This window comes from Massilia timonae CCUG 45783 (assembly GCF_000315425.1).
Lineage (GTDB): Bacteria > Pseudomonadota > Gammaproteobacteria > Burkholderiales > Burkholderiaceae_D > Telluria > Telluria timonae.
Genome location: NZ_JH992924.1, coordinates 797,689 through 820,245, shown reverse-complemented (window position 1 = coordinate 820,245; position 22,557 = coordinate 797,689). Strand labels below are relative to the sequence as shown.

The following is a 22,557-nucleotide window of genomic DNA, read 5'->3' as shown; positions in this document are numbered from 1 at the left end:
GGCGGCGCGGCAGCCGCCGCGGGAGCGGGAGCGGGAGCAGGCGCAGGTGCGGAGGCCGGCGCAGACACCGGCGCCGCCGCCAGCCGCACCGGCTGTTCGCCCGTGTGACGCACCCACAGCAAGGCGGCCGCCGCCACCAGCACGCCCAGGCCGAGGCCGATGATGAGATGGCGCCGGTTCCCGTCCCGGGCGCGATCCGGGGCCGCGTACATCGGCGGCGGCGCATGGATGGTCGGGGCGTTGCCCAGCTGGCGTTCGGCCTGGGCCTTCTTGAGTGCTTCGAGGATGTACGACATATCAGTTTCCCGTCACCGGACCGGCCATCAGGCGCGGCTCGGCCACGCCGGACAGCTGGTTGAGGCGCATATAGGTGCGCGGCCCGGCCACGCCGTCCGCCTTCAGGTCCTGGGCCGCCTGGAAGGCGCGCAGCCATTCCTGGGTACGCGCCGCCAGAGGCTGGTCGAGCGCCGGCGCGGTCGTCTTGTTCAGGCCGGCCAGGCGCTGGGCGATCCAGTCGACGTCGGGACCACGGTCGCCCTGCCCCACGACGTCGCGAAACGCGCCCGGCATGCGCCAGAAGGTCGTGAACTCGCCGCCGAAGCGCGCGACGAAGGCGGGAATCGCGACCCGCTGGCGGCGCCCGTCCACCGCGAGCAGCACGCTGTCCTGGTCCATCCCAACCAGCACCGCATACCCGGTGCGCGGGCCGTCGTGCAGGGTGAGCACGGCCGGACGGTCCAGCAGGCGCAGTTCGTACAGGCCGCCGCGGCCCTGGTGGCAACGCAGGTTGGCGCGCTGGGCCGCCTCGCAGGTCGCCTTCGGGCTGGATCCGGCAATGCCGGCGAACGACGGCCCCCACAGGGCCGCCAGCGCGCGCAGCGCATCGTTCTCGCTCTTGCCGGCCGCGAAATCGGCGCCCGCCACGGGCGCGGCCTGGATCGACGCCGGCGACGGCCTGGCCGCCACCTGTGTCACGACGGCCGGCGCCGCCTGTGCGCTGGCCGGCTGCGCCTGCTGCTGATGCGGCAGCATCTGCCAGGCCGCGGCGCTGATCGCCACCCCGGCCAGCGCCCCGCCCGCCAGCAGCGGCCAGCGCAGCGGCTTGCGTGCCGCCGGCTCACCGGCAAACACTTCCTCGGCCGATTTCAGCAAAATGGCGCGCGTGACTTGCGGGCTGTTTTCGACATAGGCGCCCAGCAGCGCGCGGTCGCACAGCAGGTTGATCCGGCGCGGCACGCCATGCGTCAGGCGGTGCACCACAGGCGTCAGGCTCGCCGGAAACGGCATCCCGGCCGCCCCGGACACCGCCAGCCGGTGCGCGATATAGGCCCCGGTTTCCTGCTCGGACAGCGGCCCCAGGTGGTAGCGCGCGATCACGCGCTGCGCCAGCTGCTCCAGCTCCGGCCGCGCCAGCATGGTGCGCAGCTCGGGCTGGCCGATCAGGATGATCTGCAGCAGCTTGCGCTCGCTGGTCTCGAGATTGGTCAGCAGGCGCAACTGCTCGAGCACCTCGCTCGACAGGTTCTGGGCCTCGTCGATCACGAGCACATTGTTCAGGCCCTGGGCATGCGATTCGAGCAGATAGCGGTTGATCGCATCGACATAGGATTTGACGCCGCTCACCCCGGACGGCAGCGCGATGTGCAGCTCGTCGCAAATCGTCTGCAACAGCTCTTCGGCGTTCAGGCGCGGATTGAAGATATAGGCCAAGCGGCAGTTATCGGGAACCTGCTCGATGAAGCAGCGGCACACGGTGGTCTTGCCGGCGCCGATCTCGCCCGTGAGCAGGACGAAGCCGCCGCCGCTGCCGATGCCGTACAGCAGGTGGGCCAGCGCCTCGCGGTGCCGCTCGCTCATGAACAGGTAGCGCGGGTCGGGCGCGATCGAGAACGGGGCGTGCTTCAGCTGGAAATAATGGTTGTACATGCGTTGGACCGTACGATATTGCGTGCGTGGCTAGCGGCCCGGAGGCTGCGGCTTGAACTTCGCGCAGTATATTTTGCTTTTGTCCCTGGCGTAGGCGATCGTGCTGCCCGGGTTGGACTTGCGCAAAGGGTAGCGCGAGGCGTCCACCGGCTTGAAGGCGACGCCGGCGCCGGCGCGCACCGATTTCTCGAGCTCCTCGGGCGTGCTGTCGACGACGGCGGCCACGAACACCAGGTTGCTGGTATCGTCGCTGACCATCACTTCGCTCACCTGGGCGCCCCACAGCGAAGCCTCGGTCTTGAACCAGTACGCCCCGCCCTCGCGCTTGTAGGCCGGGCCGAAGGCCTGGGTCAGGTAAGCGTGGAAGTAGGCATTGTCCAGCTGGCTGCGGCACAGCAGCGCGCTGCCGATCACCGGGCCGAAGGTCGACGGCGCCGCCATGGCGCCGCAGCAAGCGAGCCCTGCCAGCAGCGGCAAGGCGCGCAGCATGGAGCGGGTCTTGCCCTGCAGCCCTGGGTGGCGAATCATGGACATCCTTTTTTCGACGATCTCGACATTATGACATTGCACGCCGTGGCGGGTGCCGCGGATTGTCGCAAACGGCGCACGGTTCGTCGCCTGCAGGCGCAGCCGAGCCCCCGAATCCACCGTTCCGTCGGTTTCCTCATGCCCCGCATGCGCAGCCGGCGTATCGTTCAGTCTCCATCGACTCCGGGCCAGGAACAATATGCACCTCGTACAAAAAACCACCCTGCTGGCCGCCGCCCTCGGCGCCGCCTTCCTATCGATCGAGGGCAGCCAGGCCGGTACGCCCGCCAGCGCGGTCTCTGAACAGCGCAGCGTCGCCGCCTTCAGCGCCATCGAGCTGAGCGGCCCGTACGAGGTCGCCATCGACACCACGGGCCGGGCCGGCCTGAGCCTGCGCGGCGAACGCCGGCAGCTGGACGAGATCGAGACCTTCGTGCGCGGCGACACCCTGGTGGTGCGCCCCAAAGAGAGCAGGACGTTCCGCTTCGGCTTCGGCGCGCGGCGCGAGACCGTCGTCATCCACATCGGCGCGCCGGCCTTGAAAAGCCTGTCCATGTCGGGCAGCGGCGACACCACGCTGGGCCAGGTGAGCGGCGAGCGTTTCGCGCTCGACCTCAATGGCCCGGGCGACCTGGAAGTCTCCGGCGCGGTGCGCGACCTGGCGCTGACCGTGAGCGGCAGCGGCGACGCCCAGCTGCAGCGGCTGCGGGCCAGCAATGTGGCGCTGACGATGTCCGGTCCCGGCGACGTGCGGCTGGCCAATATCGACGGCTCCCTGCACGCCAACATCAGCGGCTCGGGCGACCTCGAGGCGGACGGCCTGCGCCTGGCGCGCCTGGAAGCGCGCCTGTCCGGTCCCGGCGACATGGTGCTGCGCGGCGCCAGCGGCGAGGTGCGCGCCGAAGTGACCGGCTCGGGCTCGTTCGACGCCTGCGACCTGGCCGCCGGCCGCGCCAGCACATCGCAGAGCGGCCCCGGCGACGTCTGCCTGGGCGGCGCCATCGCCCAGCTCGACGCCGAGATCGGCGGCTCGGGCAACCTGACCGCGCTCGGCCTGCGGGCGCAGGCGGCCACCCTGCGCCTGCACGGTCCGGGCGACGCGCGGCTGGCCGGCACGGTGGGCGAGTTCAAGGCGCAGCTGTCGGGCTCGGGCAATATCGACGCCGGCGGCCTCGCGGTCGGGAAAGCCACGCTCAAGGCGCGCGGCCCGGGCGGCATCGAACTGGCCCGGGTCTCGGACACGCTGGAGGCCGAACTGCGCGGCTCGGGCGGCCTGACGTCGGAGATCCAGGGCAAGCGCCTGCTCCTGACCTCGGGCGGTCCGGGCGACGCCCGGATCAGCGGCCAGGTCGAGATGGTCCATGCGCGCCTGAGCGGCTCCGGCGGCCTGGACGGAAATCGCCTCAGGGCCGGCCGCGCCGACATCGCGGTCAGCGGCCCCGGCACGGCGCGGGTCCAGGTGGCCGAACGCGCGGGCGGCGCGCCGGCGGGCGCCAGCGGCCAGCTGCTGGTCGTCGACCGGCGCGGCAGCAGCCACGCGCCGCAGTAGGCCACACACCGCGGCCGCCGGCCGCGGCGCGCCGTTTCGACCTTGCGCCGGGACCTGCGGTATGGTCTCGGCGATCCTTTCTTCCACCATCCTTTCCCCGCCCGCGACCACTCCCGCGGTTCCGCCGTCCACGCCGACGCCCGGACAATACCAATAACGATACCAATTTTCACTTCCGTCGCCAGACTGCTCGGCAGCATGAGCGTAAGCCAGTCCCGGATTTTGGTCTGCAGCGGAGAATACCAGTTAAATACCTGTTGACATCCAGATAGGGCCTGCCTATAGTGCCCTGACCCTATTTCTCCCACCTACCACATGATCGACTATCTCATCGGCGTCGACGGCGGCGGCACCAATACCCGCGTGCGCCTGGCCGGGCGCGACGGCGCCGAACTGGCCACCGGCCGCAGCGGCGCTTCCGGTCTTGTCCACGGCATCGACAATGCATGGCGCGCGGTCGACGATGCCGCCGCCAAGGCGTTTGCCGCGATCGGCATCGACGCGATTCCGCGCCAGTCGTGCGCCATCGGCCTGGGCCTGGCCGGCGTGCACAACAAGGAATGGGCGGCCGCTTTTCGCGCCGCCAATCCGGGCTATGCCGCGCTGACGCTCGACACCGACGCTTTCTCGACCCTGATGGGCGCCCATGGAGGCCGCCCCGGCGCCATCGTCGCGATCGGCACCGGCAGCGTGGGCGAAGCGCTGCGGGCGGACGGCGCGCGGGTCGAGGTCGGCGGCTGGGGCTTTCCTTCCGGCGATGAAGCCGGCGGCGCCTGGATGGGCCTGCGCGCGATCGCCCACGTCCAGCAGGTGCTCGACGGCCGCGCCGAAGGCGGCGCGCTGGCGCGCGACGTCATTGCCGCCTGCGGCGGCGGGCGCGACGCGATCCAGGTCTGGCTCGGCAAGGCCACCCAGACCGATTACGCGAGCCTGGCGCGCTTCGTGGTGACCCATGGCGCGCTCGACCCGGTCGCCGGCGCCATTCTGGAGCAGGCAGGCCGCGAAGTGGCCAGGATGGCGCATGCGCTCGATCCTTCGGGCGACCTGCCGCTGTCGCTGTGCGGGGGCCTGGGCGACACCCTGCGCCTGTACCTGCCGGCCGAGATGCTGGCGCGCTGCAGTCCGCCCCATGGCGACTCCGCCCTGGGCGCGCTGCGCATGATCGAACTGCACCTGAAGGACTCCCAGGCATGAGCGCTACCATCAAAGGCAATATCCTCACTCCAGACGGCTGGATCCACGGCACGCTGCGCTACGGCGCCCACGTCGACGCCATCGAAGGCAGCCCGGCCGATCCGGGCGCCAATGGCGACGACTACATCCTGCCCGGCTTCATCGACGTGCACGTGCACGGCGGCGCCGGACGCGACATGATGGAAGGCGGCGACGCCCCGCACGTGATCGCGGCGCTGCACGCGAAGCACGGCACCACCAGCCTGCTGGCCACCACCATGACCGCGCCGATCGAGGACATCGACCGCGCCCTCTCCGCCATCGGCCGCGCCTGCGCCGCGCGCGGCAAGGGAGAAGCGCGCATCCTGGGCGTGCACCTGGAAGGCCCGTACATCAATTCGGGCAAGCTGGGCGCCCAGCCGCCGTTCGCGCGCGAAGCCAGCCTCGATGAAGTGAAGCGCTTCGACGCCCAGGCGCCGATGAAGCTGATCACGGTGGCGCCCGAGATCGACGGCCACATGGACCTCGTCCGGCAACTGGCCGACGCCGGCATCCGGGTCCAGGTCGGCCACACCAACGGCGACTATGAGGTGGGCGTGGCCGCCCTCGCACACGGCGCGGCGGGCTTCACCCACCTGTTCAACGCCATGCCCGGCCTGCACCACCGCGATCCCGGCATGGTCGGCGCCGCGCTGGCGCATGCCGAGTACGCCGAGATCATCCCCGACCTGCTGCACGTGCATCCGGGCGCGATCAGGACCGCGCTGCGCTGCATCCCCAAGCTGTTCTGCGTGACCGATTCGACCGCCGCCGCCGGCATGCCCGACGGCGAATACATGCTGGGCCGCCAGGTGGTCCATAAATGCATGGGCGGCGTGCGCCTGGCCGACGGCACCCTGGCCGGCAGCACGCTCACCATGGACCAGGCGCTGCGCAACCTGGTCAAGATCGGGCTGTCGATCGAAGACGCCAGCCGCCGCGTCTCCCTCAACGCCGCCGACTACCTCGGCGAAACCCTGCGCGGCCGCCTGGCGCCGGGCTGCCATGCCGACTTCGTGGTCCTCGACCGCGACCTGAACATCAAAGCCGTCCATATCGAAGGAGAAGTCCTGTGACCACCGCCGCCGCTTCCGCAGTCGCCCAGCCCCCGTCGCTCATGCTGCAGGAGGCCTTGTCGGCCGCCGACTGCATCGCCCACCAGCTGACCCAGGACGTGGAGCGCTACGCGGGGCTGGGGGCGACGCTGCGCGCCACGCAGCTGCACAGCGCGGTGACGGTGGCGCGCGGCAGTTCGGACCACGCGTCCAGCTACCTGGCCTACCTGATCATGGCGCGCATGGGCCGCCTGGTGACCTCGCTGCCGATGTCGCTCATCACCCTGTACAAATCGCCGATCGTCGCGCGCGACACGCTGGCGGTGGCGATCTCGCAATCGGGCCAGAGCCCGGACGTGGTCGAGCCGATCCGTTATTTCCGCGACGGCGGCGCCACTACCGTGGCCCTGGTCAACGATCCCGCATCGCCGCTCGCCGACGCCGCCGAATGGACCATGCCGCTGCATGCCGGCCCCGAAAAAAGCGTGGCCGCGACCAAGAGCTTCATCGCCAGCCTGGTGGCCGGCGCGCGCCTGGTCGCCGACTGGCAAGACAGCAAGGAGCTCAAGGACGGCATCGACGCCCTGCCCGACGCGCTGCGCGCCGCCACCGAAGTGGACTGGTCGGCCGCGATCGAGGTGCTGGCGCCGGCCCGCAACATCATGGTGGTGGGCCGCGGCATCAGCTTCCCGCTGGCGCTCGAATCCTCGCTCAAGTTCAAGGAAACCTCGGCGCTGCAGGCCGAGGCGTTCTCGGGCGCCGAGATCAAGCACGGCCCGATGGCCCTGATCGAGGAAGGCTACCCGCTGCTGGTCTACGCCACCCGCGGCCCGACCCAGGCCGGCCTGGTGGCCCTGGCCGACGAGATGCGCGGGCGCGGCGCGCGCGTGCTGCTGGCCGCGCCCGCCGACGTCGCCAGCCGCGACCTGACCTTGCCCACCGCCGCCATCCCCGACCTCGACCCGATCGCGGCGGTGCAGGCCTTTTATACGATGGCGGCGAAGCTGGCCGCCGCGCGCGGCATGAATCCGGACCAGCCGCGCCACCTGAGCAAGGTCACCAAGACCAACTGACGCCCTCCCCATGACTGATTATCTCGACCTCGCCGGCCAATTGATGATGGTGCGCCTGTTCGGCACCGAGCTCGATGCCGACACCGACGCCTTCCTGCGCAGCCACAAGATCGGCGGCGTGTGCCTGTTCCGCCAGAACATGGTGGACGCCTTTCAACTGACCCGATTCACCGGCGCCCTGGTCGACGCCATGGGTCCGCGCGCCCTGGTCGCCCTCGACCAGGAAGGCGGCGCCGTGGTGCGCTCGACCTGGGTGCCGGCGCCGCCGAGCGCGATGGCGCTGGGCGCCGCCAACGATCCGCAGCTGGCGCGCGAGGTCGGCGCGGCGGTGGCGCGCGCGGTGCGCGCGCTGGGTTTCAACTGGAACTTCGCGCCGGTGCTGGACCTGAACAACAACCCGCACAACCCCGTCATCGCCGAGCGCTCGTTCGGCGCCGATCCATTGCTTGCAACTGGTCTTGCCCTGGCCTGGATGGAAGGCAGCGAGAGCGAAGGCGTGGCCTGCTGCGTCAAGCACTTCCCCGGCCACGGCGACACCCACGTCGATTCGCACCGCGACCTGCCGCGCGTGGACAAGCCGCGCGCGGAGCTGGAACGCTTCGAGTTCGCGCCGTTTCGCATCGCGGCCCAGGCGGCAACCCCGGCGCCGGCGGTCATGACGGCGCACATCGTCTACCCGGCCCTGGACCCGGTCAATCCGGCCACGATGTCGCGCGCCATCCTCACCGGCGTGCTGCGCGAGGAATTCGGCTATGAGGGCGTGATCATCACCGACGGCATGGACATGCATGCGATCGCGCACCGCTACAGCGCCGGCCAGGCCGCCGTCAACGCGCTGGTGGCGGGCGCCGACATGGTGATGGCGATCGGCGCGCGCGAGACCCAGGTCGAGACCGTGCACGCGATCGCTCAGGCGATCCGCGACGGCGTGTTGCCGCTGCTTGAGGTCGAGGCGAAACTGGCGCGCCTTGGGAAACTGGCGGAGGCGCATCCCGCGCGCGCCATCGCCTACGTCCGCGAACAGGACGACCGCGCGCTGATGGCGCGCGCCTGGCGCGCCGGCCTGACCGCACTCGGCCAGCCGCAACGGCCCGCGCGCGGCAGCCGCGTGCGCCTGGTCGCGCGCGCCGACGTGGTCAGCGATGGTATCTCGGAAGCCGGCGTGCCGGCGGCCCGCATCGCCGAGGCGCTGGGGACCCTGTACGACGTCGAACTCGTCACCTTCGCCGACAGCGAAAGCTTCGACTGGTCGGCGCTGCCGCAGGACGGGCGCTTCACGATCCTGGCCTCGACCTCGCGCCGCCGCTATGGCCCGAACGCGCGCGCCGGCTGGCGCCCCGACCTGCACCTGGCCCTGTGGAACCCTTACCAGGCGCTGGACTTCCCGGCCCCGGCCCTGATGAGCTATGGCTTCGCCCCGCCCGCCCTGGAGGCGGCCGTGGCCTGGCTGGGCGGCGAGATCGACGCGCCGGGGATCTGCCCGGTGCCGGGTTTCGAGCGCGGATGACAAGACGGCGACAACTGCGGCGCCAACGACGAGGTAACGCGATGTAACGACGCTGGGCGCGCGCGCAAGCTCTGCGGCACAATTGGCCGGCCAGAAAATGGCTGATTTATGGGACAATGCACGTTTTGTCCGAGATTGGCATTTTTGCTATAGTTGTAAAAATGCGTGCAGAAAAAGCGTAGCGAAAGCGCGTTTCGTCGAATTTTTGTCTAGATAGAAGGATACACAATGTCCCAACTCCGTCTTGCCCGCCTCTGCCTGATGCTGGCCGCCGTCGGCCTCTCGGCCCCGGCCCTGACCACCGCCGTCCACGCGCAAGAGAAGCCTGCCGCCGAAGCGCCGAAGGACACCGTCCGTCCAGAGCTGTTCAAGCTGCTCGACCCGGCCGCGATCAAGCCGCTGATGGACGCAAAGAATTACGCCGAAGTGCAGAACCGCGTGCAGCAGGCCGAAGCCTTCCCGAACCGCACCCCGTACGAAGACTACGTCGTCAACCGCATGAAGCTGTCGCTGGGCTCGGCGACCAACAACAACGCCATCGCCATGCCGGCGCTCGAAGCCGTGATCAATTCCGGCCGCCTGCAAGGCCAGGAACAGGCCGACTTCATCCTGGCCCTGGGCAATATGCACTACAACGCCAAGGACTACACGAAGGCGATCGAGTGGTTCAAGCGCTATCAGAAAGAAAGCGCGACCCCTGAAAAAGTCACGCCTTCCCTGATCCGCGCCCATTACCTGGGCGGCGACTTCGCCAGCGCCAAGGCGGCCCTGCTGCCGGCGATCGAAGCGACCGAGAAAGCCGGCCAGAAGCCGAGCGAGGAAGACCTGCGCCTGCTGGCCTCGTCGGCCAACAAGGTCAAGGACGACGCGGGCTACCTGACCGCACTGGAAAAACTGGTCGCCCACTACCCGAACGACGACTTCTGGACCGACGTCCTGAACCGCGGCGTGGCGCGCAAGTCCGGCTTCGATGCGCAGACCAATATGATCAACGTGTACCGCCTGGAAGCGGCCACCGTCAAGAAGATGGCGCCGGAAGAATACGTCGACCTGGCCGAACTGGCGCTGCGCGACGGCTTCCCGAGCGAAGCCAAGAAAGCCATGGACGCCGGCTACGCCGCCGGCGTGCTGGGCCAGGGCTCGAACGCCAAGGCCCACGCCGCCCTGCGCGACAAGGCGACCAAGGGCGCGGCCGACGACGCCAAGAGCATCGCCGCCGGCGAAGCCTCGGCCGCCAAGGCCAAGACCGGCGCCGGCCTGGTCAACCTGGGCTGGGCTTACGCCACCATGGACCAGGGCGACAAGGGTGTCGGTTTCATCCAGCAAGGCATCGCCAAGGGCGGCCTGAAGAACCCTGAAGAAGCCAAGCTGCGCCTGGGCATGGCGCAGGCGCTGGCCGGCAAGAAAGCCGAAGCCATCCAGACCTTCGAAACCGTCAAGGGCGGCGGCGGCGCGGGCGACCTGGCGAAATACTGGATCGTTCACCTGAACCAGAAGTAATCGCTGCGCTTCACGTTGCACCCGCGAAAGCGGGCCGGGCTCGCTGCCCGGCCCGCTTTTTTCGTATGCGCGGGTCATCCTGTCCCGCTGCCGGCCGGCGGTTTTACCGGCCCAAGGTGCGCGCCCGTACATTAAGGCCGCCCGAGCCCGTCCGATAATTGCCTTATTTGCATCGGAGGCAGCATGACGACGACGGTACGCAAGGGCCAGGCGCCCGCCAAGCTGGGACGCGACGAATTCCACCTGCGCTTTCGCAGGGCGTTCCAGGACCCTGGCTACGAAGCGCTCGACCGCGAGCTGGCGGCGATCGAGGACGTGGCCTGGGATGCGTACCAGAACGGCCGCAAGGCCCCGCACACGGTCAAGGCCGGACCCGGATTCCATGATCCCGGCTACGACCTGTCGGTCGAGTGGAAGGAGGCGCGCGACCGCCTGATCGGCGCCGAGCGGCACCAGAAGAATCCCGACTCGCGCAACCGCGTCCTGCTCATCAACGCCTCGGCCCGCAACGACGGCACCTGTCCCGGCGAGATGTCGAAAAGCTGGCGCCTGACGCAGATGGCGAAAGAGGTCCTCATCAACGAAGGCTTCGAGGCCGACGTGCTCGACCTCAGCCTGCTCAATTCGGACTACGACCGCCACATCCACCCCTGCAAGGGCTGCGTCTCGACCGCGATGCCGCTGTGCCACTGGCCGTGCAGCTGCTACCCGAACCACGGCGAGCGCCAGGTGAACGACTGGATGAACGAGATCTACGAGCGCTGGGTGCTGGCCCATGGCGTCATCATCGTCACCCCGGTCTACTGGTACCAGACCCCGGCGGTACTGAAACTGATGATCGACCGCCTGGTGTGCGCCGACGGCGGCAATCCCGACCCCTCCTCCACCCACGGCAAGAAGGCCGAGGAGGCCAAGCAGATCGAGCGCGACGGCTGGGATTATCCGAAACACCTGGCCGGCCGCGCCTTTGGCCTGCTGGTGCACGGCGACGTGGCCGGCGTCGAGGGCACGCGGCGCTCGCTGTCGGATTGGCTCGAGTGGATGGGGCTGATCAACTCGGGCAGCTTCGGCCAGCTCGACCGCTACATCGGCTATTACGAATCGTATGCCGACAGCCACGAGACGCTCGACAAGGACGTCGCGGTGCAGGAAGAGACGCGCAACGTGGCGCGCGCGGTGGCCACCGCCGTGCGCGAGGTGCGCGCGGGACGGGTCGCCGTGGTCAGCCAGCCATTGAAGAATCCGCGCCCGAAATGATGGCGCCCGGGAGCCGCGCGGCGCCCCGGCCGATGCCGTGACTATTGGCGAGTTTTACACACGTGATTCTCAGTAGAATTGTGGAAACAACCTACAGGGGATCTTCAGATGGAAGCAGTTGGCGGACTCATCATCGCAGCGATCATCGGCGTACTGATCGGCAAGGATGCAAAGGCGCGTGGCATGAGCGGTATCGGCTGGGGCCTGTTTTCCTTTCTGATCTGCATCGTCGCGGTACCGATCTACCTCATCGTCCGCAAGCCGCGTATCGCATGATCGGGACGGTCGGCGGGCGCCTGGGCCTGCTGCTGGCGAGCGCCGCCCTGGCCTGGCTGCCGGCCAATCCGCTGGTACGCGCCGAAGCCCTGCTCGGCCTGTCGCCCGGCCCCCTCGAACGCCATCTCGGCATCAAGAATGCCTTCAGCGGAATGACCGAGGGAATGCACCAGCTCGTGCATGGCGAATTGGGCGCGGCGCTCGCGGCGAATTTCCTGACGCCGCTGGTCGCCTGCGCCTTGATCGCCTGGGCCGTGACCGGGGTGCGCCTGGCAACGCGGCGCCATGAAATCCTGGCCGCGGCCTGGTTCGTTGGGCTGTCCATCCTGGTGAACATCGTGCACCCCTTGCCTTGATCGCCGGGCGGCCTGCGGTATGATGGGCGGTCCCATCTTCATGCCCGCCGAATGAATCCCCTCGTCCAACTGATGCACGACGCCGCCAAGGCCAGTCTCGCCACCGGCGCCGGCAAGCTGCCGCTCTACCAGCAACTGCAGCGCGCGCTGCGCCAGGCGATCGACAACGGCGTCTATGGACCGTCGAGCGCCCTGCCCGCCGAGCGCCAGCTGGCGCTGGAACTGGGGATCTCGCGCATCACGGTGCGCAAGGCGATCGACAGCCTGGTCGACGACGGCTTGCTGGTGCGGCGCGCCGGCTCCGGCAATTTTCTCAACATGCGCATCGAAAAGAATTTTGCCAAGCTGAGTTCGTTCTCGGAAGACATGCGGGCGCGCGGACGGGTGCCGCGGAGCAGCTGGCTCAAGCGTTCGGAAGGCCTGGTCACGCCCGAGGAAGCGCTGCGCCTGCGGCTCTCACCGGGCACGCCGGTGTACCGCTTCAACCGCCTGCGCTATGCCGACGATGCGCCGATGTGCCTGGAATACGCGACCATCGCCGCCTTCGCCCTGCCCTCGCTCGACGCGGTGGGCGACTCGATGTACGAAGCGCTCGAGGCCACCGGCAACCGCCCGGTGCGCGCGCTGCAGCGCCTGTCCGCCCTGCTGCTGGGGGTCGAACAGGCGCGCCTGCTCGATGCGCGCGAGGGCGACGCCGGCCTGTGCGTGGAACGGCTCGGTTTCCTGCGCGACGGGCGCGCGGTGGAGTTCTGCCGCTCGTATTTTCGCGGAGATACGTATGACTTTGTTGCCGAGCTGACCGCAGCCTGATGAACTAGTGGTAATCTGGTCGTTTTCACCACGCGAGGACGATCATGTTCAAGAGAATGGCGGCGGAAGCACTGGGGCTGAGCGATATCGGTGTCATCGTGGGACCAGAAGACTACAGCAAGGTCGATGCCGACGACTACCTGTTCACCGAGGACGGTGAGCAGATCTTCTTCCTGATCAAGAGCAAGAAGGACGAGTATTGCTTCACCAACCTGGCGCTGATCCATGTCGATGGCGACTCGGCCGTGTCGTCGAAGCGTTCGATCAAGCGCTACGAGTATGCGTCGAACCTCATCACCGACGTCAGCATCGAAACCGCCGGAACGCTGGACATGGACATCGAGCTGAAGTTCAACGTGGATGACACGAAGTTCTCGATCGACGTTAAAAAATCCTTCATCGAACAGCTGAAGGACATCTACAAGGCCTTGATTACCATCGGCAAGCAGCAGCGGCGCGATGCCGTGTGCCGCGACAATGCGCTGCGCACGCTGGATGCCACCGCCTCGGTCCACAAGCTCAATATCGCCCCCGGCGCGGGCAGCCTGGTCAGCCAGTACGGCGAACTGCTGGAAGCGCTGAATACGGCCATGCTCGACACCCACACCAAACGCGATTTCAGCGACGTGTTCGCCAAATACATCCACAACTGACGCAGCGGTCGCCGCCAACAAAAAACCACCATGCCGGCGTGCGCCGGGATGGTGGTTTTTTCATGCGGCGCTGCCGCCTCGCCTGCAATCAGGCAGGCTTGCTCGCGCGGCGGCGGCGCATGGCGCCCATCAAGTCCAGGCCTGCGAGGACGGTCGCCAGGCTTGCCGGTTCCGGCACTTCGACCGCAAATGGCGTGTAGTCGTAGGTCACATTCACATTGCCCGACGCGAAGGTCTGGAAAATGGTTGCCAGGTTACCCGCGCCGTTCGCACCCGATGCGCCGGTCGCTTTCAGCGCCAGATCGATCTGGCCCCCGCCCAGCGCCGAGAACAGGGCGAAATCGCTGGAGCTGGTGCTCAGGAAGAAGTCATGCGCGTTGGCCGTGACCATGCCGGTGCTGCCGCCGGAAGTGCCTGCAAAATCGATGTCGCCGTCGCCCGCGCTGAACTCGAAGGCATGGTTGAATACGGGATTGCTCAGCACCAGCAGGCTGCCGTCCGGACGCGACAGTTTCAGGATCGAGCCCAGGCTCAGGTTGACCGTGGTCGCTTCCTCATCGTCGCTCTCGGCCCTGCCGGCGCCCTGGACCAGGCCGCTCAAGTCGAACCTGATCGCATTGAGGGTGCCCAGGCTGGCATCGAACTTGCCAAAGCTGAGGGTATCGGTCCAGTTGGTCTTTTTGAGCGCAGCGGCGTCGTTGAAGCTGATCGTGGCAGCCTGGACGCTGGCGGCTGGGATCAGGGCGGCTGCGAGCGCCAGTGCGGCGAAAGTCTTTTTCAAGTTGATCTCACTAGTTGGATATGCGTCGGGACCATGCGGCCCGATTGCAACCAATAAGTATAATTTATGCCACTAGGAAATACCTGATCAAAAACAGGGACTTGAGCTTTCCCGGAGCGTCAATACGCCCCGCACTGTAAAGATTTCCGACAAGAAAAAACTGCTCAAACGGCGGTGAACCCGCCATCGACCACCATCTCATGGCCATTCACATACGACGCCATGTCCGAGCACAGCCACAGGGCGGCCTGCGCCACCTCGCCCGCCTCGGCGAAACGCCCCATCGGATGCGCCGCCTTGAGCTTCTTCTCGATCGCCGGATCGCGCTCGAAAGCGCGCGCCAGCATCGGCGTCTTGACCGCGGCCGGGCACAGCACATTGACGCGGATACCCTCGCGCGCATATTCGGCGGCGGCGCTCCTGGTCAGGCCGACCACCGCGTGCTTGCTGGCGCCATAGATCGCATGGTTCGGGCTGCCGACCAGGCCGGCGATGCCGGCCATGTTGACGATCGCGCCGTGTCCCTGCTTGAGCATCTGGCGCAACTGGTATTTCATGCACAGCCAGACGCCCTTGACGTTGACGTTCATGATGCGGTCGAACTGCTCGTCGTCGGCGTCGGCCAGCGGCTGGCGCTCTTCCTCGACCGCGGCATTGTTGATCGCAAAGTCGAGACGGCCGTAGTAATTGATGGTCTTGTCGACCAGGGCTTCGACGTCGCCGGCACGGGTGACGTTGCTTTGCACGAACAGCGCCTTGCCGCCGTTTTCGACGATCATCGCCGCGGTGGCGTGTCCACCGTCGATCGAGACGTCGGCCACCACGACACAGGCGCCGGCGCGGCCGAACGCCAGGGCGATGGCGCGACCGATGCCACTGGCGGCCCCGGTGACCAAAACGACCTTGCCGGTGAACGAGAAACCGCTCGCCGGCTGCTGCTTGCTGATGGCCTTCATGATGCTCCCTGGATGAAACTTTTGCTTCTGAAAAGAAACATTTTAACGCATGGCTTCGTGCATTGTCACAATCCAGAGAGTTTTTGTCAGGAAACTGTTGTAGTTACGGCATAGTGACTGACGGTGTCGCCGCGCCGCCTGCCTTGGCCTGGTCGCCCGCCATGAATACCGATAGCTTACCCGGATCAATCGCCTTGCGGAATGCTGCATTCAGCTGAGGCAGGGTCACCGCCTGCATCTTGCGTTCGAGCTCGGCCGATGCCTCGAAGGTCTTGCCGCGATACAGGAACGAGGTCCAGCCGGATGCCAGCGCCCCATCGTTGGAGCGCGATTGCAGGCGCTGCTGCATCAGGCCCGACTTGGCGCCGGCCAGCTCCTCGGCAGTGAAGCCATCCTTGAGCGCCCGCGCCAGTTCCGCGCGCACGGCGGCGTCGAGCCTGGCCAGGTTCTGCGGCGCCGCGATCGCATTGATCGTGAAGCTGCCGGCGCGGTCCAGGGTGCCCGGCGACACGTCCGAGCCGCCGCCATACGACAGGCCATCGCGCTGGCGGATGCGGTCCATCAGGCGCGACTTGAGGCCGCCGTCGCCGAAGATGTAGTTGGCCAAGGTCAAGGCCGGATAGTCCGCATCGTCGATGTTCAGGTCCAGGTTCAGGCGCGCGATATAGAAACCGTTTTCCTTGTCCGGGGTATTCAGGGTGCGCGCCACCGGGGCCACCTCGGCATGCGCGACCAGCACCGGCGCGTGCGGTTGGGGTGCGCGCCAGGCGCCGAACAGGGTATTGACCAGCGGCGTGATCTCCTTCGGATCGAAGTCGCCCACGATGGCCATCTCGGCCGGATTGGCGCCATAGAACTGCGCGTGGAAGGCCTTGACGTCCTCGCGCCGCGCCGCCCTGGCGTCGTCGAGCTGTTCTTCCAGGCTCGGCGAGTAACGGATGTCGCCGCGCGGATAGCGGTTGAAATGCTGGCTGAGCGCGCGCACGGCGGCGCTTTGCGGCTCGTTGCGGCCCGCTTCGATGCCAACCACGAGTTGCTGGCGCAATTGCTCGAACTCGGATTCAGGGAAAGCCGGCTCCTTGAGCACGTGGGCCATGAGCTTGAGCGCTTCAGGCAGGTGTTCGCGCGTGGTCTGGAAATGGGTCGGACCGCCGGCGATCTTGAGCTTGTCGAAGGCGTCGGCCAGTTCGGCGCGCGTGTAGCGGGTGGTGCCGCGCGTCAGCATCAGGTTCGTCAGGGCCTGGGTCGTGCCCTTGCCGAACAGGCTTTTCTCGTCGCCGAAGTGCTGGCGCAGGTCGACCGTCACGGTTTCGCCGCGGTTCTTTTTCGGCAGCAGGGCCAGCTTGACGCCGCCGGCGGTCGTCAAGGTGGTGCGCTTCATGATGTTGTGCTGGCTCGGATCGAAATTCTCCGCCACCAGGGTCGAGACGGCCGGCTTGAAGTCCTTCATGGCATCAAGCACCGTGGGCGCCGGCGGCAGTTCGGCGCGCTTCGCCGCTTCTTCGGGGATGAACGTGCCGACCGTGCGGTTGCTGCGCAGGTAATAGCGCCCGGCGCTGGCGGCGACCTGTTCGGCCGTCATCTTCTGCACGCGCTCGCGGCCCACGAAATACATGCGCCAGTCGCCCAGGGCGATCGGTTCGGACAGGGCCACGCCCACCGCCTGCGGATTGTTCAGGCTGCGTTCGATCGTGTTCAGCCAGGAGCGGCGCACCCGTTCCAGTTCCTCGGTGGTGGGCGGCTTGCTGGCGAGTTCCTCGACCGCCTGGACCAGCGCCTCGCGCACCGGCTCGATCGGCTCGCCCAGCTTGACCACGGCGCCGAAGAATTGCAGGCCCGGCGCGTAGCCGGTCTGGCCGAAGCTGAACACCTGGCTGGCCTTGCCGGTCTCGACCAGCAGCTTGTGCAGGCGCCCGTTCGGCGCGTCGCCCATGATCTCGGAGGCGAAGCCGAGCGCCTCGGCTTCGGGATGCAGGTCGGACGGGATCTTGTAGCCGACGGCCACGAACTGCATATCGCCCTGGCGCCGCACGGCGAAGCTGCGCTCGCCGTCCTGGGTCGGCTCCACCGTCCAGAAGGCCGGCAGGCTGCGCTTCGGTTTCGGGATCGCGCCGAACAGGCGGTTGATCTTCGCTAAAGTTGCGTGCTGGTCGAACTGGCCGGCCACCAGCAGCACCGCATTGTCGGGCTGGTAATAGGTGCGATAGAAATTCTGCAGGTTCTCGATGCGCACGTTCTCGATGTCGCTGCGGTTGCCGATGGTCGAGCGGCCATAGCTGTGCCAGTCGTAGGCGACGCTCTGCATGCGCTTGAACAGCACGTTGCCGGGCTCGTTCTCGCCGGCTTCGTACTCGTTGCGCACCACGGTCATCTCGGACGCGAGATCCTTGCTTGATACGAAGGAATTGACCATGCGATCGGCCTCCATCTGCAAGGCCCAGTCCAGGTTTTCCTGGGAGGCCTGGAACACCTCGTAGTAATTGGTGCGGTCGAGCGAGGTGGTGCCGTTGAACTGCATGCCGCGCTCGGAGAACTGCCTGGTGATGTCGCGGTTGTTCTTCGCGCCCTTGAACAGCAGGTGCTCGAGCAGGTGGGCCATGCCGGTCTCGCCATAGTTCTCGTGGCGCGAACCGACCAGGTAAGTGACGTTCACGGTCACGGTGGGACGCGAGGCGTCCGGGAACAACAGCACTTTCAAGCCATTCGCCAGGCGGTATTCGGTGATGCCTTCGACCGAGGGGCCGAGGGTCACGCCCTTGGGGAGCGTTGCGCCGGCGGCGGACTTGCCGGCGGCCGGGGTTGCAGGGGCGGCGGCGGTCGCCGGCGCGATCATGACCAGGGCCAGGCAGCCCGCTGCTACATGCGCGGCCATCCCGCGCAACTGAAATCTCGAATCCATGGTGTCCCGTTGACTCGGCGGGACGCCAGCCGTCCCGCCTGCCGCACGATGGTAGCAGACGGACGTCTTTCCTGTGGCCTAACCAGCCACCCAGTTGACAAGACTTGCCGATAGGCAGCTATTGACGCACGCGGCGCTCGTGCGATTGCTGCCAGGAGCCGATGCGCGACAGCTCGCTCATTTCTTCGGCCAGGAATTCGAGCAGGTCGTCGGCGCTGACGATGCCGCTCAGGTTGCCCTGGGCGTCCACCACGGGCACCCGGCGGATGCCGCGCAGGCGCATGTGCTCGATGGTCTCGTAGACATCGTCGGACTCGCCGGCGGTGAGCAGGTCGTCGCTCATGATGTCGCCGGCCAGCAGGCTGGCCGGATCGAGGCCGGGGGCGATCACGGCCAGCACGATGTCGCGGTCGGTCAGGATGCCGAGCGGGACGTTGCCGCCGCCGTCGGTATCGATCACGACCAGGTCGCCGACGTGGTGGCGCCGCATCAGCATGGCGGCGCCCTGCACGGTCTCGTCGCGCGTGCAGCAAATGGTGTCAGTGGTACAGATTTCGCCGATGCGCATGGTGCCCTCCCCCGTTGTCGCTTGAGGCTAGGCCGAAACAAAACTGGCGCTTTGATTTCGATCAAAGCGCCAGTGGTGGCAGGCTTGCAGCGACGGTCAGGCCGCGCCTGGTTTCTTTTCGCCCGGCAAGGGCACGAAACAGGCGTCGACGACTTGCATATCGTTGTCTTTGGCGAAATTGACCACGAAGTGGTAGGCCATCGGTTCGATCTTTTGCAGGGTGCGGTTGACCACGACGGCCTTGGTGCCGTTGACCACGGTCGGGTAAACGTAGGGCGAAAACTTCAGGTGGGCATTGGGGCCGCCGGCGCCGGGGCAATAGCAGGACATGACGCCGCACAGGCGCTCGGCCCAGTCGCTCGGGCGGAACGTCTTGCCTTTGTTCGTGATGCCCAGGATGAAAAACTCGCCAGACAGTTCATCATCCTTGGGGGGCGCTTGGTCGGTCATAGTCCTACGGGCTCAGACAGAAAATACTGCGTGGATGAGAGCAAATTCGGCTCGGTGCAATACGGCTTTGCTCGGCTCAGGCAGTATTATATCTTATAGAAGACTTGAGGACGAGGCCCGGCGCGCCACACTCAGCGCAGCCAGGCCACGCTCGAGGTCAGCAGCAGCAGGATCATCCACAAGATCAGGGCGCGCCACACCAGGCCAACCGTGCTCTGCAGCGCGCGCACGTTCGGCTCCTCGCCCGGCAGCACGTCGACGTCGCTTTCGCTCAAGTCCACCGTGGCGGCGTCCGCTGGCAGCAATTGTGGCGCATTTTCGTTCGGCGTGCCGAGGCGCACACCCATCGCGCCGCCGCCGGCCGACAGGATGATGCCGCGCGCCTCGTCGGCCCAGCGGTTGGCGAAATTGCGCCAGGCATAGACGGCATCCTCGAAATTACCGACCACGGCAAAGGCCACCGCCGTCAGGCGCACCGGCACCCAGTCGATCCAGTAAAAGGCCCTGGCGGCGAACTGGCCGAAGGCTTCGTTGCGCATGTGGTCGGGCTCGTTCCAGGCGCGCGACAGGTATTCCGACACGCGGTACATCACGGCGCCCGCCGGCCCCAGCGGCATCAAGAACCAGAAGAACACCCCGAACACGTTGCGATGGGTTGTGATCAAGGCCTTTTCGACCGCGATGCGGGTGATCTCGGTGCTGTCCATCCCGACGGTGTCCAGCCGCGTCCATTCGGCCAGGAGGGTACGCGCCCTGGCGTCATCCCCTGCATTGAGCGCGAACTGGATGGAGGTGAAGTAATGGCTGTAGTGACGGAAACCGAGGGTCAGGTAGACGATCAGGACATTCCAGGCGAAGGCCAGGAATACCAGGTTGTAGTGCATGAAGAACCAGTAGACGAGCCAGGTCGGCAGCATCAGCGCGGTCATCATCAGGATCCAGCCCATGCGCCCATTCTTTTGCTCGCCTGCATTGAACCAGGTCTCGATGCGCACGGCGAGCGACTTGACGCCGCCATACACCTGGTTATCGGCGCGCAGCGGTTTCAGTTGCTCGATGAGCAGTGCGCACAGGATGGAAAAGAATGTCATTCAGGAACCCTTTTTTGTTATGGCAATACGACTGCCCCGTTACGATAACGGAGAAGCCAGCCAGAATCAAATCCGGACCTGCGATAAAGCGTTACGCGCGCAGAAAATGGAAGAGGTTGCGCAGCATGGCCGCCGTGGCGCCCCAGATGAAATATTGCTCGTACGGCATCGTGTAAAAAGCGCGCCTGCCGGCCCCTTGCGGCAACTCGACTACCCGGCGCTGGTGGTTCAGGCCATCCATCAGGAAGCTGAGCGGCACTTCGAACGCTTCGGCCACTTCGCCCGGATCGGGCTGCAGCTCGAATGGCGGCTGGACCAGGGCTACCACCGGCGTCACGCGATAGGCGCTCACGGTGGTGTAGTCGGGCAGTACGCCGATGATCTCGATATGACGGCGGTGCAGGCCGACCTCTTCCTCGGTTTCGCGCAGCGCCGTCTCGATCGGGGACGAATCGAGTTCTTCGGCGCGGCCGCCGGGAAAACTGATCTGGCCGGCATGGCTGGACAAATGGTCGGTCCGCAGCGTCAGCAGCACGGTCACACCCTCGGGGCGCGCTACCAGCGGCACCAGCACGGCTGCACGGCGCAGCGTGGCGCCCGTCATGCCGCGGCCCTCGTCCGACACCTCCTCTTCCCACGGCAGGGTTTGCGCAAAGCGTGCGCGCAGCGCGGCCGGGATCAGGCGCGCGGGCGCAACCGGCGCTTCACCGGCAAGGCCGGCAACCGGCAACTGGGTCGGATCGAAAATGAGTTTGGCCAAACTGAATCCTTTGCAATACTCCGCCGGAATAGAAAAAGGCATCCTTGCGGATGCCTTTTTCTGAGCACGAATGCTATTACTCAGCAGCAGCGGCGGTCTTGACGCGACGCTGTGGCAGTTTTTCTTTGATACGCGCCGATTTGCCCGAACGCTCACGCAGGTAGTACAGCTTCGCACGACGGACGTCACCACGACGCTTCACTTCGATCGAAGCGATCAGCGGCGAGTACAGCTGGAACGTACGCTCGACGCCTTCGCCGGACGAGATCTTGCGAACGATGAAGTTCGAGTTCAGGCCGCGGTTACGACGCGAAATCACGACGCCTTCGTATGCCTGGGCGCGCTTGCGGTTGCCTTCGACGACGTTGACGCTGACGACAACGGTGTCGCCAGGTGCGAAATCAGGGATATCACGGCCGAGGCGCGCGATTTCTTCTTGCTCGAGTTGTTGAATCAGATTCATTTTTTTATGACTCCAAAAACCATCTTGCTGGCACTACCTTCGCCCAGTAGAGGATGGGGTTGAACCACGGGCAACATGCCCGTGATTGCATGCGCCATACTGCCGCGCATATTCTTTTAATCAGCAGGTTTTTCCAAACCCGCCAAAAACTGTTCATCGGCCTTGCTCAACTGGCCGGCGGCGCGCGCCTTGTCTAGCAGATCGGGCCGCTTGGTCGCGGTCGCTTCCAGCATGCGCTGGCGGCGCCACTTGACGATCTCGGCATGGTTGCCGCCCATCAGGACCGGCGGCACTGGCACGTCTTCGTACACTTCCGGCCGCGTGTAATGCGGCGAATCGAGCAGGCCGTTGACGAAGCTGTCTTCGACCGCCGAGGCATCGTCGCCCAGCACGCCGGGAATCAGGCGCACCACCGCATCCATCAAGGCCATGGCCGGCAATTCTCCGCCCGACAGCACGAAGTCGCCGAGAGAAATTTCCTCATCGACACAGCGGTCCAGCAGGCGCTGGTCCACCGCCTCGTAGCGGCCGCACAGGATCACCAGGCCGGGCTCGTCCTTCAGCGCCATCGCGCGTTCATGGGTCAATGGCTTGCCTTGCGGCGACATGAACACCACGCGCGGACTCGGCAGGCCGAGCTCGATTTGTCTTTGCTTTGCTGCATTGATGGTCGCTTCGAGCGGCTTGGCCATCATCACCATCCCGGGGCCGCCGCCGTAAGGGCGATCGTCCACGGTGCGGTGGCGGTCCTGCGTGAAATCGCGCGGATTCCAGAGGGTCAGGCCCCAGCGTTGCTGCTCGAAAGCGCGCCGGGTCACCCCCGACTGCGTCAATGCGGCGAACATTTCGGGGAACAAGCTGACGACGTCAAACTGCATCGCGCTGTG

The 22,557-nt window shown here is 66.6% G+C and carries 22 protein-coding genes and 1 pseudogene; 11 read left to right on the top strand and 12 right to left on the bottom strand.

The genetic code is table 11. The annotated features are described in order from the left end of the window. The 3 genes and pseudogenes from HMPREF9710_RS28280 to HMPREF9710_RS18745 all read right to left on the bottom strand — a co-directional run. Positions 1-296: pseudogene (locus HMPREF9710_RS28280) on the bottom strand (general secretion pathway protein GspB); the annotation flags it as partial. 1 nt (position 297) lies between these two features. Further along, positions 298-1,926, bottom strand: coding sequence for an AAA family ATPase (locus HMPREF9710_RS18750; protein WP_005668918.1), 1,629 nt, complete (start codon positions 1,924-1,926; stop codon positions 298-300). A 30-nt stretch (positions 1,927-1,956) separates the two neighbouring features. Beyond that, positions 1,957-2,454 carry a hypothetical protein gene (locus HMPREF9710_RS18745; protein ID WP_005668915.1) on the bottom strand — a complete coding sequence of 166 codons (498 nt, stop codon included), beginning with the start codon at positions 2,452-2,454 and terminating at the stop codon, positions 1,957-1,959. A 199-nt stretch (positions 2,455-2,653) separates the two neighbouring features. Here HMPREF9710_RS18745 and HMPREF9710_RS18740 point away from each other — a divergent pair, with 199 nt between their 5' ends. The 11 genes from HMPREF9710_RS18740 to HMPREF9710_RS18695 all read left to right on the top strand — a co-directional run bounded on the left by HMPREF9710_RS18740 (position 2,654) and on the right by HMPREF9710_RS18695 (position 13,702). Then, positions 2,654-4,003 carry a GIN domain-containing protein gene (locus HMPREF9710_RS18740; protein ID WP_005668913.1) on the top strand — a complete coding sequence of 450 codons (1,350 nt, stop codon included), beginning with the start codon at positions 2,654-2,656 and terminating at the stop codon, positions 4,001-4,003. A 315-nt stretch (positions 4,004-4,318) separates the two neighbouring features. Further along, positions 4,319-5,197 carry a glucosamine kinase nucleotide-binding domain-containing protein gene (locus HMPREF9710_RS18735; protein WP_005668911.1) on the top strand — a complete coding sequence of 293 codons (879 nt, stop codon included), beginning with the start codon at positions 4,319-4,321 and terminating at the stop codon, positions 5,195-5,197. Further along, positions 5,194-6,291, top strand: coding sequence for an N-acetylglucosamine-6-phosphate deacetylase (gene nagA, locus HMPREF9710_RS18730; protein WP_005668910.1), 1,098 nt, complete (start codon positions 5,194-5,196; stop codon positions 6,289-6,291). The genes HMPREF9710_RS18735 and nagA overlap by 4 nt, the downstream gene beginning before the upstream one ends. Before the next feature lie 41 nt (positions 6,292-6,332). Continuing rightward, a complete protein-coding gene (locus tag HMPREF9710_RS18725) occupies positions 6,333-7,343 on the top strand; it encodes an SIS domain-containing protein (RefSeq protein WP_040777458.1) in 1,011 nt (336 codons plus the stop codon). 10 nt (positions 7,344-7,353) lie between these two features. Further along, positions 7,354-8,850 carry a glycoside hydrolase family 3 protein gene (locus tag HMPREF9710_RS18720; protein ID WP_005668907.1) on the top strand — a complete coding sequence of 499 codons (1,497 nt, stop codon included), beginning with the start codon at positions 7,354-7,356 and terminating at the stop codon, positions 8,848-8,850. A gap of 228 nt (positions 8,851-9,078) precedes the next feature. Continuing rightward, positions 9,079-10,350 carry a tetratricopeptide repeat protein gene (locus tag HMPREF9710_RS18715; protein ID WP_005668906.1) on the top strand — a complete coding sequence of 424 codons (1,272 nt, stop codon included), beginning with the start codon at positions 9,079-9,081 and terminating at the stop codon, positions 10,348-10,350. Between the two features lie 183 nt (positions 10,351-10,533). Further along, positions 10,534-11,607: a flavodoxin family protein gene (locus HMPREF9710_RS18710; protein WP_005668904.1), complete on the top strand. Its 1,074-nt coding sequence runs from the start codon at positions 10,534-10,536 to the stop codon at positions 11,605-11,607. Between the two features lie 108 nt (positions 11,608-11,715). Next, entirely contained in the window at positions 11,716-11,883 is a 168-nt protein-coding gene (locus HMPREF9710_RS28275; RefSeq protein ID WP_005668903.1) for a hypothetical protein, read from the top strand. Then, positions 11,880-12,239: a DUF2752 domain-containing protein gene (locus HMPREF9710_RS18705; RefSeq protein WP_005668902.1), complete on the top strand. Its 360-nt coding sequence runs from the start codon at positions 11,880-11,882 to the stop codon at positions 12,237-12,239. Before HMPREF9710_RS28275 ends, HMPREF9710_RS18705 begins: the two co-directional genes overlap by 4 nt. 51 nt (positions 12,240-12,290) lie before the next feature. Beyond that, complete coding sequence (locus HMPREF9710_RS18700) at positions 12,291-13,049, top strand: GntR family transcriptional regulator (protein WP_005668900.1); 759 nt, start codon at positions 12,291-12,293, stop codon at positions 13,047-13,049. Positions 13,050-13,093: 44 nt separating this feature from the next. Further along, positions 13,094-13,702: a PH domain-containing protein gene (locus HMPREF9710_RS18695; protein ID WP_005668899.1), complete on the top strand. Its 609-nt coding sequence runs from the start codon at positions 13,094-13,096 to the stop codon at positions 13,700-13,702. Positions 13,703-13,790: 88 nt separating this feature from the next. On the opposite strand, the gene HMPREF9710_RS18690 is transcribed toward HMPREF9710_RS18695, so the two are convergent. From HMPREF9710_RS18690 to trmD, 9 genes are all read right to left on the bottom strand, one after another. Then, the gene (locus tag HMPREF9710_RS18690) at positions 13,791-14,483 is read right to left on the bottom strand and encodes a choice-of-anchor E domain-containing protein (RefSeq protein WP_005668898.1); all 693 of its coding nucleotides are present in this window, start codon (positions 14,481-14,483) and stop codon (positions 13,791-13,793) included. 164 nt (positions 14,484-14,647) lie between these two features. Further along, entirely contained in the window at positions 14,648-15,439 is a 792-nt protein-coding gene (locus HMPREF9710_RS18685) for an SDR family oxidoreductase (RefSeq protein ID WP_005668896.1), read from the bottom strand. A 103-nt stretch (positions 15,440-15,542) separates the two neighbouring features. Beyond that, on the bottom strand, positions 15,543-18,338 hold the full coding sequence (locus HMPREF9710_RS18680; RefSeq protein ID WP_157225640.1) for a M16 family metallopeptidase: 2,796 nt from the start codon (positions 18,336-18,338) through the stop codon (positions 15,543-15,545). Positions 18,339-18,456: 118 nt separating this feature from the next. Beyond that, complete coding sequence (locus HMPREF9710_RS18675; RefSeq protein WP_005668893.1) at positions 18,457-18,906, bottom strand: CBS domain-containing protein; 450 nt, start codon at positions 18,904-18,906, stop codon at positions 18,457-18,459. Positions 18,907-19,002: 96 nt separating this feature from the next. After that, positions 19,003-19,356, bottom strand: coding sequence for a DUF3579 domain-containing protein (locus tag HMPREF9710_RS18670; protein WP_005668891.1), 354 nt, complete (start codon positions 19,354-19,356; stop codon positions 19,003-19,005). 131 nt (positions 19,357-19,487) lie between these two features. After that, entirely contained in the window at positions 19,488-20,447 is a 960-nt protein-coding gene (locus tag HMPREF9710_RS18665) for a CobD/CbiB family protein (RefSeq protein WP_005668890.1), read from the bottom strand. 91 nt (positions 20,448-20,538) lie between these two features. Beyond that, positions 20,539-21,249 (bottom strand): CoA pyrophosphatase, encoded by a 711-nt coding sequence (locus HMPREF9710_RS18660; RefSeq protein ID WP_005668888.1) that lies wholly within the window; start codon positions 21,247-21,249, stop codon positions 20,539-20,541. Positions 21,250-21,283: 34 nt separating this feature from the next. Beyond that, a complete protein-coding gene (gene rplS, locus HMPREF9710_RS18655; RefSeq protein WP_005668886.1) occupies positions 21,284-21,670 on the bottom strand; it encodes a 50S ribosomal protein L19 in 387 nt (128 codons plus the stop codon). Positions 21,671-21,786: 116 nt separating this feature from the next. Further along, complete coding sequence (gene trmD / locus HMPREF9710_RS18650) at positions 21,787-22,548, bottom strand: tRNA (guanosine(37)-N1)-methyltransferase TrmD (protein ID WP_005668885.1); 762 nt, start codon at positions 22,546-22,548, stop codon at positions 21,787-21,789. Positions 22,549-22,557: the final 9 nt, after the last annotated feature.

Bases quoted from the DNA above. Each gene is read 5' to 3' on its own strand.
- HMPREF9710_RS18735 (WP_005668911.1), top strand. From the start codon at position 4,319: ATGATCGACTATCTCATCGGCGTCGACGGCGGCGGCACCAATACCCGC.
- HMPREF9710_RS18710 (WP_005668904.1), top strand. From the start codon at position 10,534: ATGACGACGACGGTACGCAAGGGCCAGGCGCCCGCCAAGCTGGGACGC.
- HMPREF9710_RS18725 (WP_040777458.1), top strand. From the start codon at position 6,333: ATGCTGCAGGAGGCCTTGTCGGCCGCCGACTGCATCGCCCACCAGCTG.
- HMPREF9710_RS18680 (WP_157225640.1), bottom strand. From the start codon at position 18,338: ATGGATTCGAGATTTCAGTTGCGCGGGATGGCCGCGCATGTAGCAGCG.
- HMPREF9710_RS18670 (WP_005668891.1), bottom strand. From the start codon at position 19,356: ATGACCGACCAAGCGCCCCCCAAGGATGATGAACTGTCTGGCGAGTTT.
- HMPREF9710_RS18720 (WP_005668907.1), top strand. From the start codon at position 7,354: ATGACTGATTATCTCGACCTCGCCGGCCAATTGATGATGGTGCGCCTG.
- trmD (WP_005668885.1), bottom strand. From the start codon at position 22,548: ATGCAGTTTGACGTCGTCAGCTTGTTCCCCGAAATGTTCGCCGCATTG.
- rplS (WP_005668886.1), bottom strand. From the start codon at position 21,670: ATGAATCTGATTCAACAACTCGAGCAAGAAGAAATCGCGCGCCTCGGC.
- HMPREF9710_RS18700 (WP_005668900.1), top strand. From the start codon at position 12,291: ATGAATCCCCTCGTCCAACTGATGCACGACGCCGCCAAGGCCAGTCTC.
- HMPREF9710_RS18685 (WP_005668896.1), bottom strand. From the start codon at position 15,439: ATGAAGGCCATCAGCAAGCAGCAGCCGGCGAGCGGTTTCTCGTTCACC.
- HMPREF9710_RS18695 (WP_005668899.1), top strand. From the start codon at position 13,094: ATGTTCAAGAGAATGGCGGCGGAAGCACTGGGGCTGAGCGATATCGGT.
- HMPREF9710_RS28275 (WP_005668903.1), top strand. From the start codon at position 11,716: ATGGAAGCAGTTGGCGGACTCATCATCGCAGCGATCATCGGCGTACTG.
- HMPREF9710_RS18745 (WP_005668915.1), bottom strand. From the start codon at position 2,454: ATGATTCGCCACCCAGGGCTGCAGGGCAAGACCCGCTCCATGCTGCGC.
- HMPREF9710_RS18705 (WP_005668902.1), top strand. From the start codon at position 11,880: ATGATCGGGACGGTCGGCGGGCGCCTGGGCCTGCTGCTGGCGAGCGCC.
- HMPREF9710_RS18660 (WP_005668888.1), bottom strand. From the start codon at position 21,249: ATGCCTTTTTCTATTCCGGCGGAGTATTGCAAAGGATTCAGTTTGGCC.
- HMPREF9710_RS18750 (WP_005668918.1), bottom strand. From the start codon at position 1,926: ATGTACAACCATTATTTCCAGCTGAAGCACGCCCCGTTCTCGATCGCG.
- HMPREF9710_RS18715 (WP_005668906.1), top strand. From the start codon at position 9,079: ATGTCCCAACTCCGTCTTGCCCGCCTCTGCCTGATGCTGGCCGCCGTC.
- HMPREF9710_RS18675 (WP_005668893.1), bottom strand. From the start codon at position 18,906: ATGCGCATCGGCGAAATCTGTACCACTGACACCATTTGCTGCACGCGC.
- HMPREF9710_RS18665 (WP_005668890.1), bottom strand. From the start codon at position 20,447: ATGACATTCTTTTCCATCCTGTGCGCACTGCTCATCGAGCAACTGAAA.
- nagA (WP_005668910.1), top strand. From the start codon at position 5,194: ATGAGCGCTACCATCAAAGGCAATATCCTCACTCCAGACGGCTGGATC.
- HMPREF9710_RS18740 (WP_005668913.1), top strand. From the start codon at position 2,654: ATGCACCTCGTACAAAAAACCACCCTGCTGGCCGCCGCCCTCGGCGCC.